Raw genomic sequence first — 15,168 nt, 5'->3', positions numbered from 1 at the left:
TATATCTGGTCTTTCTACGTAATAACATGTCTTTTTATCAACGGGACCGCTTGTGCAGAATCTTCTCATATCTTCACCTCCGGTGTTACACGCCTTTGAATTTTCTTCAGAATTGTCAAATTTATAAAGCGATTTATTTTACTTCCTCAACATATTTCGCTTCCTTACCAACAAAGATAATTATAAACTTTTTCATTGTTTCATTTTTTGAGTTTAATTCATATGATTTCTTGTATTTTTCTATTTGTTCTTTTGCTTCTTTTATTTTTCTTTTTAATTTTTCTTCTGTGTATTCTTTTTGTTTTATGTATTTTACTTCTATTATCGCTTCATATGGCACTTCCTCATATCTTTTGAACATTACTATGTCTATATACCCATTCTCTACTGGATATTCCATTTTTACCATTGCATATGGCGTTAATACTAAATAACTATACATTATTGCTTTTATGTATTTTTCATCTAATCCCATGAATATTCTGTTGTCCATTTTACTTAATAAGTTTTCTATTTCTTTGGCAAATGGCTCTATTTTCCCATCTTCTAATATCGTTATTATTGCATTTTCTATTTCGTCTGTATCTATATATTCTGTTAGCCTTTCTTCTATGTATTCTGTAAAGTATTCTGAGAATATTTTTTTCATTGAGTAATTTGGTATTTTTAGATATGTTCTTAATCCTTCTTTTTCAAATGTCATGAACCCAAGATAGAATAATAGTGATTTTATATCTTTTATTTCTATCCTTTTTCCTGGATTGAACATTGTTGTGAGTTCTGGTAATGTTGTTCTTCCTGTTAATAGTATTTCGTTTAATAATTTCCCTATTATTTTTTTTGGACTTTCTTTTTCTTCTTGTTTTTCTTTTTCTGTTAGTTCTTTTTTGTTGTTTTTGTCTATTTTTACACCAAGCAATTCACCAAGACTGAATAAATTCTGTACTTTTTTGTAATCACTCATTATGTTGTCATCTATTATTTTTTCTGGTGGCATCTGTTCTCTTAGATATTCTATTATAAAATAAAATACCATATCAGGGTTATATACCCTGTTTTTGGCTTTTATATTGAATCTATATCCATTATAATTTTCCTGCATTTCTTTTAATAATTTTTCCGAATATATGTCATAATATTCTAATAATTCTTTTACTTCTTCTTCTTTGAATCCAAGCATTTCGTTGAATTCTGGTTTTGTGGTAATACTCATTGTTATATTAAAACCACTGGTTAATGAGTCTAACATTATTGGACTTACTCCTGTCATGAAGAGTCTTTCTATTATTGTTTGTGTTCCTTTTTTTATTTCTTCGTAGAATTTTCTTACAAATCCATGTTTTGTTACACTGTCTTTGAATAAATCAAGGTTAAAACTCAATAATTCATTTGCAAAGTGGTCGTATTCGTCTATTAATAAGTATATTGGTTTGTCAAGTCGTTTTTTTGATGCTGCTAAAAATTCTCTTAATATATCTGCTGGTTCTGTATATTCTTCTTTTATTATAATATTTTTATCATATTGTTCATTAAATGTCGTTAGAGAAGTAATTAAAACACTTTTAAAACTTCTTATTAACACATCTCTATCTTCTGTTTGAACTCCTGAAAAATTCATGTATAATATATAATAACTATTTTTTAATGGTGTTGGATTTTTTCCTATGTATAAGTCTTTAAATAATGCATCAAACTTATCTGCATAATTAATATCATAATATTTGGAGAGTGTATCTAAAAACAATGTTTTTCCAAATTTCCTTGGCCTTAAAAATACTATATTAGTTTCATTCAATGATTCTAATTTTTCTATATATTCTGTTCTGTCTATGTAATAATAATTCTGCATTATTACCCATTCAAAATTTTGTTTTCCATATGGTATTTTTTTTCTCATCGTTTCACCTCCACATGACATACCTCCGGTAGGGATTAGGATTAAAAATTGGATTTTAATTAAAAAAACTAATGAATTATAATATTTTTTTCTAAAAAGTCATATATAGAATTATTTTACCTTTGACGGATTTTCAAAATTGGTTTTGATAAACCAAATATGTAATTTTATTCCATTTTCTTCTTCTGTTATATATTCAAAATCTTTTATAGTATCTGAATAAATTATCAGCCATCCTTCAGTTAGTCCTTTTCTTTTTATATATTCTTTTATTTGCTTTGTTTATTATAACTATAATTTTCTTTTCTTTCTAGATAAAAACCAATTAAGTGCCAATCGGTATTTCCTTCACAAATTATTACCGTATTCATTATCTCAACTCCAGATTAAACTCTGTTATATTCTTTAATGCTTCCAAACCATTAAGTTTTAACATTTTCAGTTTACTTCTATATTCTTTAAAAGTAAATACTCTTATATTGTTTTTTATAATTTCTTTATCGTTAATATTTTCTAAAAATATTTTTAAAAATTCACGATTATGAGATGTTAAAAATAATTGATTATTATACTCTTTAGAATAATTAATCAATGTTTTAGAAAATGTGGGTATGGATTGCGGATGAAATGTTGCATCAACTTCTTCAATTAAATGTATTGAATTTTGATACATTACCATATTTCCTATCAGATAATAAAATCTTCAATTTTCCCATTTCTTTTTAAAGCACTAATCAATTTTATTTCATTTCATTAATTTCTAAACTTTCAAATCCTCTAAAATTTTTTATCTCGATTTTCCTTAATTTATTACCAATCATATTTATCCCTCCATATAGATAAGACATATATTATATAAATATAATATCATTCTTCTTCTGTACTCCTATTGCAATTTTTCCAACATTTCCACTTCCCAATAAAATTATATCACATTTTAGTAACTTCATTTGCAAATAATTCCGCAACTATTTCCATGAAAAACAAATAGGATATACTACAATCGTCAGCGCTGACAGAGAAAAAATACGAAGTATTTTTTAATGTTTTTGATTTCTTTAAAATTTTTAACCTATTACCGCGTAAGCGAGTAAAAACACTGGAGATGAGTAACAACGACAAACTTTGTTTGTCAGTTGTGAAAAAGCAACGCTTTTTCTTTGTATTGTTTTTGTTGAAATTTTAAAATAAAAATCCTATTCCCCACTGGAGGTGAGTTATAATGGCAAGCAAAATTAGTTTAGGCAACAAAGCAAGAATTTCATTTGATTATGGAGTAGATGAAAATGGAAAACAAATTATCAAAAGAAAATCCTTTTCATTAATTGCTGATGCAACAGATGACCAAGTATACACAGCATCTAATAACTTTGCATCATTATGTGAAAAACCATTAGTTGAAATTGAAAAAATTGAAACCTATGAATTACAAGCTTAAAATTAAAAATTTTAAACCTATACCCGCTGTAAGCGAGTAAAAACATCGGAGGTGAGTAACAACAACAAACACGTTTGTTAGTTGTGAAAAAGTAAAGCTTTTTCTTTATGTTTGTTATTATTGAAAGTTTAAATTAAAAATCTTATTAAACACCGGAGGTGAGTTATAATGGCGAGAAAACTTAGAATGTCCTTTGTAAACACAGTAGATGGCAAAAGAAAAACAATATATTTAAATGATCCAAGAACAGACTTAACAGAAACAGAAGTACAAAATGCAATGGATACCTTTGTTGGTGTTTTCATACCAACAGGATATGAAAAAGACAATGCAGCAATTGTAGACACAACAACTAATGAACTCTTTGATTTAATTAGCTAAAGCAGAACCGGGCTAAAAGCCCGGCTCTTTGAAACTATAAAAAAGAAAGGAGATTGAATTATGTGGGACTTTTTAAGAATTATATTATCAAATATTATGGAACAATTTTTTAAAATGCTACCATTAATAATAAACGAAGAGAACAAAAAGGAAAAAATTGATGAATTAAAAACCTTACAAAAAAATTTTAATAAAGAATTGAATAAACAAATAAAAATTCTATCTGCTGAAATTGACGAAAAATTCGATGAATTAAGGGATGAAATAGAAGATAAATAAAATAAAAACATGTTATTAAAAGCAATTTTTCTAAAATTTAAATTAAAAATATTGATTTTGTAACTTTTTTCTGGTATGATGTTACTGTATTCGTAATTAAAAATTTTAAAAAAGGGAGTGATGGGGATGATTAGTATTCCTTACTTTTGTAAGAAATACGAATTTAACAATCCAGATGTTTTAAGAAATTTAGTTAAATTCTTAGACATCAAACCTGTAACAGGGAACTCAAAGGCCAGAGGTATGAGATCCTACAGGGAAAAAGATTTACTTTTTGTTCTTAGTCAATTGCAAAAAATGGCTGAAGCAAAAAGGACAGAATCTGACGAGTTATGATTAACTCAACTAACCCGGTGAAAACCGGGTTCTGTTTTATTTCTTCAAAATCTTCTTAGTTAATTCCAAAAAATTATATTAAATCTTACCTTTCAATACTTCATTAATCATTTCACAGGAAATACCTTCACCTGCTAAAAATGCTTTTAGTCCTCCAGAAAAATTAAACTTCACATTTTCTTTACCAAAAATTCCTGTATATTTATTTATTAAAATCTCTTTATCTTTGAAAATTTTCCTTGCTTCTTCTTCGCTATACCATCTATTGCCTTTATTATTCTCAGAATAATCTATAACATAAGCTTTTCTTTTTTCTCCATCACTAAATACATTAAACATTATATTTCTCATCTGTAAATCATCCTCAGGAAAAGAATAACCTATAAAAATATATCTTTTCGCTTTTCTTAAAATATTTATTGTTTCTTCTTCCCACTTTTCTATTAAATATACAAATCTTCTATCAACATAACTCTGATAATACAAAGGAGCATTTATAATAGATGTCATAGTTCCACAATTTGGACATTTCATAAAATTTTTTGCAAGCAAATCATAATGTTCATTTTTGAAATCATCAAAGTCAGCAAAATATACACCACAATGGGGACAAACCCGTGTTCCAAACATTCCATGTGCTGCAAGGTATTTCATAATCCTATATGGTTTATTATTCTTGTTTTTATTATTTCTCTGAACAGAACTTTCATTCATACTAAAAATATATTTATCTTTCCTTTTCAAAATCAATTCACCAAAATCAAGATATAATCCAACATCTGTTGATCTATGATTAAATTCATTGTTTAACTTCATCATTTCCAAAAAAACTATTCCATCCCAATTTAATGTCACAACACCTAAAGAAGACATATAATATTCAGGATCAGCCGGATTATATTTTACAATTTTTTCATAATGTTCATTTATCATATACTGTTGTAAGCATTTACAAAATTCCCAATAATGTTCAAATTCTTTTATATTTTCTTTGAAACTTTCATACATGGACTTTTGAATTAAAAATTCAAAAGTTTTTTTCGCTTTGTATAATTCATCAACATCAAAATACTTATCTTTAACCTTTAATCCCTTTTTCTTTTCTAAGTTATAATCAAGCAAAGAAAATAAATTTGCCAAAAAACTATTATCATCACCAATTATAATTTCTGATATTTTTTTTAAAGTATCTATTTTCAATATATTATTAAGTTCATTATTTTTATCTTTCAAAATTTTATCAACAGATGGAAAAGGTTTATTATCTTTAATAAATTCTTTTATCTTATTAGACAAATCAAAAGTTGTCAAACCTCCAGCATTCCTCGAAAAACCAGCTCCCACAAAAATAATGTTTTCAGGCAATCTAACCTCACTGGTAAAACTCATTTAAATTACTCCTATCCAATCGATTTCAAACAATGGCTCAAATTTTTGAATATTTTTACAATTATATTTAATTCCATTTGTTTTAATTTTTACTTCAATCTTTTGGCCTTTTAATTGAATAAAATCACTAAATATGCAATGGTTATAACAATTACCATCAAACATTAAATATATAAATTTTTCAGTTTTTTGAAGTTCTTGAACACTATTATTATTCACATACAAAAATTCTTCATCTAATTCAACTTTTAAAAAGATATCTCCATTGCAAAAATAAATAGCAATAACTCTACCCTTTATTTCCATAATACCCCACCTCCCAAAAAATAATTGCAATATAATTATATCATAAATAAATTCGAAAAAGAATATAACAATATGACTTAATAAAAAATTTACTTGTTTTAACATATCAATGATTTGCAAAGAAAAGAAATTTTTCACAATTATCATTCTACGCTCATCTCAGCAAAAACTGAGATGAACAATAATTTGCTTAATTATCAACACTCCGCCATAATACCACTAATTCCAAAACACTTATAAATTTCTGGTAATATTATATCTCCGAAATATTCTGTAATAAATATCTTACTAAACAAATTACTAGAATATCTGATATATTCCTTTCTTAATGAGTATTTTCCACTTTTTGAAACTAATAAGTTATCCCAAATAATATCAATAAGAGAATCATCCCAATGAGTTCCGTGATGGGGGGCTATAAAATATTTAAAATAATCCATATTTTCTTTTTTTAAATATTCAACCATATGTCTTATATTATAACCTTCAGCATCCCCCATAAAAAGAACTTTATTTCCTTCATAAAAACCGATACTAAAATAATTTGCAACTTTCCTAAGTAAAGTATTTGCTTCTTTTGTTATTTCTGGTAATTCCTCTTTTTTTCTTTTTAATATTTTTTCTTCCTCTAATCGGTATTTGCTTTTAAAAATACCTTCTTTATGAAAATAATCAAAAAATTTTTCATTTTTCATTATACGTTCATATATTTCGGCTAATTTTTTATCTTCTTCTAAAGCTTCTTCAAATTTTTCTATTGCTTTTACTATTTTATTAGAAATTTCTTCATTCATAAACATTTTTTTTGGTGGCCATATTACTTTGATATTAGTTCCTTCTATTATATCACCTTGAAAAAGAGGTTTGTAATTAAAACTGGTATTATTTAAGCATTTCATAACTTCCAAAAAATCATATTCCATACTTCCTGATGAATTACCTAAAATTCTATTATTTATAGAAAGAAGGTATAAAAATATTTTACTACCTAAATCTTCATTATCTCTAACTATTTTTGGAATTCCAGGAAAATAAATATCTTTTAAATTATAAAAAAATCTACGATTTTTATTTTTACATAAATACAATAAACCATTATAATGATCAGAATGAAAGTGAGATAAAATGAATTTATCCGCCCACTCGAAATAATATATATTTCTAAAAAAACTCTCACAAGCTTTTTTACTAAAACTATTGTTTCCAGCGCCACAATCAATTTGAATATACTGCTTTTCACTTTCCATTAGCATACATAATCCATGTCCAACATTTGCCATAACTATTTTCATCTAAATCCCCATCCCTTCATAATTATTCAATTTTTTCTTTAAATATTTTCTGATAGAACTATCATTATTAATACTCAAAAATAACTTATATCAACTTTTATTTATTCAAATGATGTTCTAATTTCTTATATAATTTTATTCCAACAACAATACCCAACACACCAAAAATTACAATTCTCGAAAGTCTTTCAATAAAAGAAAACATTCCAAAATATTTTGCTATTAAATATTGTGAAATACCCAAAACAATTATTAAAAAGGCCCAACCAAATATATATTTTGCTGATATAGTTTTATCTTTTAAATTATATCTTACATTTAATGCATGGAAAAACAATAGGAAAAAATAAGATATTAATGTGGTTATTGCTGCCATTTCATATCCATATTTTGGTATTAATAAAATATTTAATACTATGTTTATTATTCCTGCTAGTACTGTTCCTATTGATATTAATCCTGTTTTTTTATAGAAAAAAGCAAAAATTGAAAAAATTGTATATAAGAATTGCATGTAATAAGATGCAACTATTATTGGTATTAATATCAAAGATATATTGTATTTATGAGGAGCCATTATTAATCCCAACTCTGGCGTTACAATAAATATTATTGATAAAATAATAACATATATTTCATTATAATACTTTGATTTTATGTTTATATCATTTCTCATACCTTCATACATTTTATCATAAAACCATGGTCCCCATGCAAGTTTTGTTGCTCCTAATATTATTAACGGTATCATTCCTAATGTATATGCATAACTATATAGTCCTACTTTTTCAGAGCCTATTATTTTTTGTATTACCAATCTATCAAATTGATTGAGGACAATCCCCGATAAATTATGCAATATTAAAGGTACTCCTATTAATAATGAATACTTCCATGCTTTTGGCCATATTAATTTTTTACCTTTAAGTGTTATTATCAAAAATAATATTGAAGATAATAATAAATTTGAGATTAAGTCACCATATATTCTTCCCATATATTTATTATTTTCTATTTTTAATAATAACCATATTGATAATCCTACCTTTAATAATGCATATATTAATCCTACCAGTGATCTTTTCTTATAATCCTTTTCAAATATTTTTATATAGAAATAAAATTGAAAAATAACTGACAAATATCCTGAAATTACTGCCAATATCAATATATTTTTTCGAATATTAAATAATGATGAAATTTGATTTTTAAATAATATTATAATTAAGAACTGTATTAAAAAACTTATTAATGACAAAAATAATGTTGATGATAAAAATTCTTTTTTCTTCTCTCTAAAATCCTTTACCCCTGTTCCTATTGATGCATTTAAATCTAATCCTGTAATAATGGCAAATACGCTTACAAAAGTATTATATAAAGAGACTATTCCGTATTCTTCAACTGTTAGTAATCTCGTAAAAATAGGAATGGTTATAAACGTCATTCCTTTTAATATAAAATCTGTTGCCATATACCATATCCCAGATTTTATTGCTGTGCTATTTTTTATTCTTTTTATTATCTGATTTATTTTCTATCACCACACAATATGAAATATCAAATCATCAAGGTTTTTTTCATTTGCATTAATAATCTAAAAATTACAAACTAAAAAAATCCATTCTTGTCAATTATTTCTACGATAGAAAAATCCTCTAAAATATTATTTAATATTCCTTTTTCATTTTTTATTCTTTCTATTGCTTTTTTTAAAATTATATTTTCAAACTTTTTAGGAATAACAATTATTCCTTCAATATCACCAAATATTAGATCACCAGGTTTTATTTGCACACCTTCTATTTTAATTGGTTTATTAATACTTTCTAATGTTGCTCTTTTTCTAACATCTTTAGAGCAATATCCTTTTGAAAATACTGGAAAATCCAAACTTTTTACATCTGAAAAATCTCTAGTTTTTCCATCAACTATACAACCAGATGCACCATTTTTTATTGCCAAATTTGCATTTAAATTACCAAAAAAAGCATAATCTTTTTCTTCATTTTCAACTACAATAATATCATTTTGAACTATTGTTTTGTATATATTCATAGCATCATATATACCTATAAACTCCTCATCATTTTTTAATTTTCTTAATTTTAGCGTTTTTGCTCTTCCAAAGATTTTCTTATTTTCTATATTTAATGAAAATCCTTTTATAAATCCATTAATATTCAAATCATCCATTACATCTGATAAAATAGCACTTGTAAAAAAATTTGATAAACTTCTAAGTTTTTTTACTTCTTCTTCCCTTAATCCTGACATAACATATTCTGCTAACTTAAAATCTTCAGGATAGTTTATATCAATAGCTTCTATAGCTTCTGCTTCTAGCAAATATGGATTTTTCCCTATCCTTCTTTTATAATCAAGAGCAACATGTTTTCTAGTAATATATAATCCCATAGTTTCAATAATAGTATCTTCTAAATCAAAACTATTAGGTATTTTTTCCAAATTATATTTAGGTCCTTTTTTATCCCATAGATATAATTTTTCCTTTCTAACCAGCACAACAGAATCATATTCTTTTTTATTTATCAATATTTCAATCCCTTTTTTTATTGTTTCTTTTTTAATAAAGGGACTAGTACAAAGAATTTGGATATATATATCTGCTTCAACTTTTTTAGCTTCATTAAAAAACAACATATGTCCATCTGTTTTATTTGTAGCAAGAGATGGATCTCTTTTCATTTTAATAAAATCCAAATAACTGGCAGCACCAAATACTTCTTCAGATTCGGAATCAAGATAAACTTCATCAATGAAATCACATTCTATTAACTTCTCTAATGTGTGAATAAATAAGGGCTTACCATCAATCAATTTTAAATTTTTTGATTTTATTCTAGAGCTTGTTCCCTTTACAGGTAAAAATGCTACAACTTTCATAATAATTCACCTCTCATAAAAATATTCTAATTCTTTATATCTTTTTTCTATTTTCTATAATAAAATTAATAGCATCTCTAACAGCTCCTTCTCCACCATTATATTTTGACACATAATCAGCAATATCTAATAATTCTTTTGATGCATTTTTTACTACAAATTTAAAACCAACCAATTTCATTAAAGGTAAATCATTTAAATCGTCACCTATGAATGCGAAATTGTCATTACATAGATTATATTTTTTTTTCAAAAACTCAAAAATTTTTATCTTATCTTTCACACCTTGATAAATTTCTTTAATACCCAATTCCTTCGCTCTATATAAAACTATTTTAGAACTCCTACCGCTTATTATAACGGGAATAATATCTTCATTAATTAACAATTTTATTCCTAATCCATCTTTAACATTAAATACTTTAAAACTCTCTCTATTTTCTCCAATATACAATTTCCCATCAGTTAATGTTCCATCTACATCCATAATAAATACTTTAATTCTAGATAATTTATCATTCATTATATATCCCTGCCTTTATTATATCATGCAATCTAAGCATACCAACTAATTTATTTTTTCTATTCACAACTGGTACTACTAAAATTGGTTTTTCTCTATTTTCCATCAATCTTAAAACATCGATAGCTTTTTCATCATCATAAACAAATACAGGGGTCTTTGTCATTATATCAACAACTTTTAAATTCAATTCTTCAATACTCTTAATTTTTCCAAGAAATCTTCTTAAATCCCCATCAGTTAAAATACCTAACAACCTTAAATCTTTATCTACAATCGCTACAGCTCCCAACCCTTTCTTACTCATTTCCATAATCGCATCTTTTACTGAACCATCTTTATAAACATACGAATTATCATTATCTTTTTTCATCAATGCTTCAACTTTGAACAATATTTTTTTCCCTAAAGACCCGTTTGGGTGAAATAACGCAAATTTTTCTGGAGTAATATTTTTTAATTTGGACAGTACAATGGCTAGAGCATCTCCAAAAACTAACATAGCTGTAGTACTAGTTGTCGGAGCAAGTTGATACGGGGATGCTTCAGATAATATGGGCAAAACAACATTAATATCAGTTAGTTCAGATAATGTTGAATTATTCCTACAAGTAATGCTAGAAATTTTTACTCTAAATTTTCTTAACGGTTTTATTAAATCTAAAACTTCTTCAGTTTCTCCACTTTTACTAAAAATTATTACAAAATCATCCTTAGATACAATTCCTAAATCGCCATGAAGTGCTTCTGAAGGATGCAAAAAGATAGACATAAACCCTAAACTATTCATTGTACCAACAATCTTTTTTCCAATAAGCCCAGCTTTTCCCATTCCTGTTATTATTACTTTACCTTTTAAATTCATTATTTCATTTACTAATAAAACAAATTTTCTATCAAAATTGTCTTTAATATATAATAATGTTTTTATTTCATTTTCAAAAACTTTGATAGCTTCTTTCAATATATCCATAATTTTATCACCTACATTTCATTTTTATCATTATTTTTAATCAACATATCGATATTCTTTATTTGTAATAATAACTTTTCTAAATTCTCTAATTTAATCATATTTGGACCATCTGACAATGCATTATCAGGATCAGGATGGACTTCCAAAAAAATTCCAGATATACCTATAGTAATTGCTGCTTTTGATAAATACTCTACATATTCTCTATTACCTCCTGTTTCCTTACCTTTTGCTCCAGGCTTTTGAACACTATGTGTTGCATCAAAAATCACAGGAAAACCTATTTTCTTCATTTCTACCAAACTGGTCATATCAACAACTAAATTATTATAGCCGAAGAATGTACCTCTTTCAGTTAAGATTACATCAGTATTTCCTGATTTTACTAATTTATCTACAACATTCTTCATATCCCATGGAGCTAAAAATTGCCCTTTTTTTATATTTACCGGTTTTCCCGTTTTAGCAGCAGCAACAATAAGATCTGTCTGCCTACATAAAAAAGCTGGAATCTGTAATAAATCTGCTATTTCAGCAACAGGTTTGGCTTGTTCTGGTAAATGAATGTCGGTTGTAACAGGTATTTCAAAATATCGTTTTACCTTTTCTAATATTTTTAAGCCTTTATCTAATCCCGGTCCTCTAAATGAATCTATTGACGTTCTATTTGCTTTATCAAATGAAGATTTAAAAATATATGGTATTCCTAATTTATAAGTAATTTCTTTTATTTTTTCTGCTGTTTTCATAACTAAAAATTCAGATTCCATTGCACATGGTCCAGCAATAAGAATAAATGGTTTATAATTATTAATTTCAAAACCTTTAATTTTTATTGTTTTATTCATAATTTTTCTACCCCTTTCTTAATATAATTAATAAAAATCGGAAATATAAAAATAAACAATACACTTAGTTAAATTATTTTTGAATAAAAATATCCGATTATTTTGTTTTTATACATATCCATTATATTTATCATACAACTCTATGCACTTTAGGAATGTATATATAATTTATACGTATAACCTCTCTATATAATTTTCAATTTATATTTCTGTAAATACGTCAGGTAAATATGGAATAAAAATAGAAAATTTAATTAATATATAAAAATTGTGTTTTAATATGAAAAAATCAAAAAAGAATTCTTCAGATTTTAAACTCCTTCTGTTTCAGATTCCTTGAGATTGAATTGACTTTAATTTAAAAATTCAATATTTCTTTCTTATCTTCTAAGATCAGTTAAAGTACATCTTAATAACGAAACGCAAGAAAGTATTTTTGATAAATATAATATTAAATTTTCTACTTTTATAATTGCCTAAAAAATATGAAAATCTAGTTATGAAAATAATGTTTTTAATTCAAAAAAGGAATGTCTTATTCTATGATTTCAAACTATTTTAAGTTTTATTCTATTGTCTAATGAAATATATATGATAATTCTTTTTAAAAAAAATAATCTGATATGGTAAATTAAAATAAATATTTTTATTATTTATGTAAAAAAATAAGATTTTTCTTTTTTACCCTATATTATATGCTCAAATCTCTTTTAGAACAAATATCCAATATATGATCCAGAATTAATCTTAAAACGTTTTAATTTTTGTAAATAAAATATCATAATATACCACATAATATATTTATTCGCATTTTAGCAGTTTTAAATCTACCAAAATTCATTATTTCTATCTTTTTCATTCTTCAAAATGATTTTAGTCTTTAACTTTTTAGAGTATTATATATTTATTTTTATTATATTATTTTTTATATTACTTTTTAGTGACTATTTTTTGAAATTACTTAACCTTGAAATAGCTATATACTATATAAATATTATTTTCTTGAATTCCTTTCTATAAAAATCATAAAAAGTCTTTAAATAAGATGATTTTGAATTTTCAACTATTTTTTTTAATAACGAATAAACATTAATATCTTTTTTAAACTCAGATATATAAGCTAAAGTTCCACTTTCATATCCAATTAAATTTTCTATTCCTGAATTATATATTAAATATTCTGCCGGAAATTCTTGTAATTTATTATTTAAAATTTTTATTTTATAATTTTTCAATATAAATTCAATTTTCTCTTTACTTTCTCTTGGGTGAAATTTAAAATATATATCTCTATTAAAATTAGACAAAAACTCTTCTAATATTTTTATCTCTAATTTTCTATTAATAATCCTATCCTCAGATAAAGGTCTTGAGAGGAATAACGATTTAAATTTTAAAAATTTTTTTAAATCATTACTTTGCTTAATATCAAAATTTATCTTTTCTTTGTTTATTACATTAGTAAATTTATATTTTTCAGGAAAAAAAGAATAAAGCGTATTGGCTTTAAAATTATTTTTCTGGTATGTTAAAAATGAATATTCTTGATATAGATAATTTCTTATTTTACTTTTTATTTTGTCAATTATATTATTATTATAAATGAATGTAACATATAAATTCGTCCCTTCTTCATATATATTAATTTTTATTTTCATTTCTTTGGATATTTTGTATAACATTTTCTCTTCTAAAGAATCTAAATTGGATAAATATATAACACTTGTATTATATTTCTTTAATATTTTTTTAAAATAATTATATTTTTTTAATAATTTTTCTTGATTTAAAAATGCAAATTTCCCTAATTTAGGATTAAAAAATTCTATATTTTTCCATAAATCTTTATTCATATATTTTTCCATTTTTTTAAAATATTCAATATTCGAATTAGCTACCAAAGCTATATTATTTTTTTTATTTTTTTCATTTATAATTCTTTCTGCAGAAATAATTGAAAACCAGTTTCTAATGATAAATAAATTCATTTTCTAACCTCCACCTTGTATTATAAGTATATGATGCTAGTAAAAAATAAAGGCTAAAATTAAAGATTACTATAACTTTTTGATAATTATGTACATATGAAAATTTAACTAAAACGTCTTTTTGTAGTTCTTTCTTCATATGTATATTAAAGTTTCATTTTCTTTTCCACGTGTAAAAACAACTACAAGAATGTTAAAAAAGGGAAAATAAAAATGTACAAAAAAGGGATTAAGAATTAGAAACAGAATTAGCAAAAAAATCCATTTTTTCTTTTAATCGATATGAATCACCTTTAATCGAAATAACATGAGAATGATGCAATAATCTGTCTAATATAGCTTGAGCTAAAACTGGAGAACCAAATATTTCACCCCAACTTGAAAATGGCATATTTGTTGTAATTATTGTACTGTGTTTTTCGTATCTTTTTGATATTAATTGAAAAAATAAGTTTGAAGCATCTGTATCAATTGGCAAATATCCTATTTCGTCTATTATTAATACTTTGTATTTCGAAAAATGTTTTAATCTTGTTTCTAATCTATTTTCTTTAAGAGCTTTTTTTAATTGCGACATTAAATCTTGGAAATGGATAAAATATGTTGAA

The 15,168-nt window shown here is 24.8% G+C and carries 16 protein-coding genes; 4 read left to right on the top strand and 12 right to left on the bottom strand.

Features of this window, described 5'->3' with window-relative positions; all coding sequences use genetic code 11:
* Positions 1–133: 133 nt before the first annotated feature.
* A complete protein-coding gene (locus tag BUA62_RS10130) occupies positions 134–1,897 on the bottom strand; it encodes an AAA family ATPase (protein ID WP_072865937.1) in 1,764 nt (587 codons plus the stop codon).
* A gap of 370 nt (positions 1,898–2,267) precedes the next feature.
* Positions 2,268–2,570 carry a hypothetical protein gene (locus BUA62_RS10125; RefSeq protein ID WP_072865936.1) on the bottom strand — a complete coding sequence of 101 codons (303 nt, stop codon included), beginning with the start codon at positions 2,568–2,570 and terminating at the stop codon, positions 2,268–2,270.
* 549 nt (positions 2,571–3,119) lie between these two features.
* Between BUA62_RS10125 and BUA62_RS10120 the strand changes: the two genes are divergently transcribed.
* From BUA62_RS10120 to BUA62_RS10105, 4 genes are all read left to right on the top strand, one after another.
* Entirely contained in the window at positions 3,120–3,335 is a 216-nt protein-coding gene (locus tag BUA62_RS10120) for a DUF1659 domain-containing protein (RefSeq protein WP_072865935.1), read from the top strand.
* Between the two features lie 168 nt (positions 3,336–3,503).
* Positions 3,504–3,716: a DUF2922 domain-containing protein gene (locus tag BUA62_RS10115; RefSeq protein WP_072865934.1), complete on the top strand. Its 213-nt coding sequence runs from the start codon at positions 3,504–3,506 to the stop codon at positions 3,714–3,716.
* A 60-nt stretch (positions 3,717–3,776) separates the two neighbouring features.
* A complete protein-coding gene (locus BUA62_RS10110) occupies positions 3,777–3,995 on the top strand; it encodes a hypothetical protein (RefSeq protein ID WP_072865933.1) in 219 nt (72 codons plus the stop codon).
* Positions 3,996–4,115: 120 nt separating this feature from the next.
* On the top strand, positions 4,116–4,331 hold the full coding sequence (locus BUA62_RS10105) for a hypothetical protein (RefSeq protein ID WP_143148368.1): 216 nt from the start codon (positions 4,116–4,118) through the stop codon (positions 4,329–4,331).
* A 78-nt stretch (positions 4,332–4,409) separates the two neighbouring features.
* Here the strand turns inward: BUA62_RS10105 and BUA62_RS10100 are convergent, their stop codons facing one another.
* The 10 genes from BUA62_RS10100 to BUA62_RS10055 all read right to left on the bottom strand — a co-directional run.
* Positions 4,410–5,720: a hypothetical protein gene (locus tag BUA62_RS10100; protein ID WP_072865931.1), complete on the bottom strand. Its 1,311-nt coding sequence runs from the start codon at positions 5,718–5,720 to the stop codon at positions 4,410–4,412.
* Entirely contained in the window at positions 5,721–6,026 is a 306-nt protein-coding gene (locus BUA62_RS10095; RefSeq protein ID WP_143148367.1) for a hypothetical protein, read from the bottom strand.
* 197 nt (positions 6,027–6,223) lie between these two features.
* The gene (locus BUA62_RS10090; protein WP_072865929.1) at positions 6,224–7,318 is read right to left on the bottom strand and encodes an MBL fold metallo-hydrolase; all 1,095 of its coding nucleotides are present in this window, start codon (positions 7,316–7,318) and stop codon (positions 6,224–6,226) included.
* Positions 7,319–7,415: 97 nt separating this feature from the next.
* Complete coding sequence (locus BUA62_RS10085; RefSeq protein ID WP_268776024.1) at positions 7,416–8,801, bottom strand: oligosaccharide flippase family protein; 1,386 nt, start codon at positions 8,799–8,801, stop codon at positions 7,416–7,418.
* Between the two features lie 128 nt (positions 8,802–8,929).
* On the bottom strand, positions 8,930–10,225 hold the full coding sequence (locus BUA62_RS10080) for an RraA family protein (protein WP_072865927.1): 1,296 nt from the start codon (positions 10,223–10,225) through the stop codon (positions 8,930–8,932).
* 34 nt (positions 10,226–10,259) lie between these two features.
* Entirely contained in the window at positions 10,260–10,748 is a 489-nt protein-coding gene (locus BUA62_RS10075) for a KdsC family phosphatase (RefSeq protein ID WP_072865926.1), read from the bottom strand.
* Entirely contained in the window at positions 10,741–11,721 is a 981-nt protein-coding gene (locus BUA62_RS10070; RefSeq protein WP_072865925.1) for a KpsF/GutQ family sugar-phosphate isomerase, read from the bottom strand. The genes BUA62_RS10075 and BUA62_RS10070 overlap by 8 nt, the downstream gene beginning before the upstream one ends.
* Before the next feature lie 11 nt (positions 11,722–11,732).
* The gene (gene kdsA, locus BUA62_RS10065; RefSeq protein WP_072865924.1) at positions 11,733–12,572 is read right to left on the bottom strand and encodes a 3-deoxy-8-phosphooctulonate synthase; all 840 of its coding nucleotides are present in this window, start codon (positions 12,570–12,572) and stop codon (positions 11,733–11,735) included.
* Between the two features lie 983 nt (positions 12,573–13,555).
* On the bottom strand, positions 13,556–14,560 hold the full coding sequence (locus BUA62_RS10060; RefSeq protein ID WP_072865923.1) for a polysialyltransferase family glycosyltransferase: 1,005 nt from the start codon (positions 14,558–14,560) through the stop codon (positions 13,556–13,558).
* Between the two features lie 229 nt (positions 14,561–14,789).
* Positions 14,790–15,168, bottom strand: a 379-nt coding sequence (locus tag BUA62_RS10055) for an ATP-binding protein (RefSeq protein WP_200782427.1), incomplete at its 5' end; no start/stop codon positions are given.

It is taken from the genome of Marinitoga hydrogenitolerans DSM 16785 (genome assembly GCF_900129175.1).
Lineage (GTDB): Bacteria > Thermotogota > Thermotogae > Petrotogales > Petrotogaceae > Marinitoga > Marinitoga hydrogenitolerans.
The sequence above is the reverse complement of the archived record's forward strand: the minus strand, read 5'-3'. Positions and strand labels throughout refer to the sequence as shown.

Coding starts and splice junctions, on each gene's coding strand:
- BUA62_RS10130 (WP_072865937.1), bottom strand. CDS start 1,897: ATGAGAAAAAAAATACCATATGGAAAACAAAATTTTGAATGGGTAATA.
- BUA62_RS10125 (WP_072865936.1), bottom strand. CDS start 2,570: ATGTATCAAAATTCAATACATTTAATTGAAGAAGTTGATGCAACATTT.
- BUA62_RS10120 (WP_072865935.1), top strand. CDS start 3,120: ATGGCAAGCAAAATTAGTTTAGGCAACAAAGCAAGAATTTCATTTGAT.
- BUA62_RS10115 (WP_072865934.1), top strand. CDS start 3,504: ATGGCGAGAAAACTTAGAATGTCCTTTGTAAACACAGTAGATGGCAAA.
- BUA62_RS10110 (WP_072865933.1), top strand. CDS start 3,777: ATGTGGGACTTTTTAAGAATTATATTATCAAATATTATGGAACAATTT.
- BUA62_RS10105 (WP_143148368.1), top strand. CDS start 4,116: ATGGGGATGATTAGTATTCCTTACTTTTGTAAGAAATACGAATTTAAC.
- BUA62_RS10100 (WP_072865931.1), bottom strand. CDS start 5,720: ATGAGTTTTACCAGTGAGGTTAGATTGCCTGAAAACATTATTTTTGTG.
- BUA62_RS10095 (WP_143148367.1), bottom strand. CDS start 6,026: ATGGAAATAAAGGGTAGAGTTATTGCTATTTATTTTTGCAATGGAGAT.
- BUA62_RS10090 (WP_072865929.1), bottom strand. CDS start 7,318: ATGAAAATAGTTATGGCAAATGTTGGACATGGATTATGTATGCTAATG.
- BUA62_RS10080 (WP_072865927.1), bottom strand. CDS start 10,225: ATGAAAGTTGTAGCATTTTTACCTGTAAAGGGAACAAGCTCTAGAATA.
- BUA62_RS10075 (WP_072865926.1), bottom strand. CDS start 10,748: ATGAATGATAAATTATCTAGAATTAAAGTATTTATTATGGATGTAGAT.
- BUA62_RS10070 (WP_072865925.1), bottom strand. CDS start 11,721: ATGGATATATTGAAAGAAGCTATCAAAGTTTTTGAAAATGAAATAAAA.
- kdsA (WP_072865924.1), bottom strand. CDS start 12,572: ATGAATAAAACAATAAAAATTAAAGGTTTTGAAATTAATAATTATAAA.
- BUA62_RS10060 (WP_072865923.1), bottom strand. CDS start 14,560: ATGAATTTATTTATCATTAGAAACTGGTTTTCAATTATTTCTGCAGAA.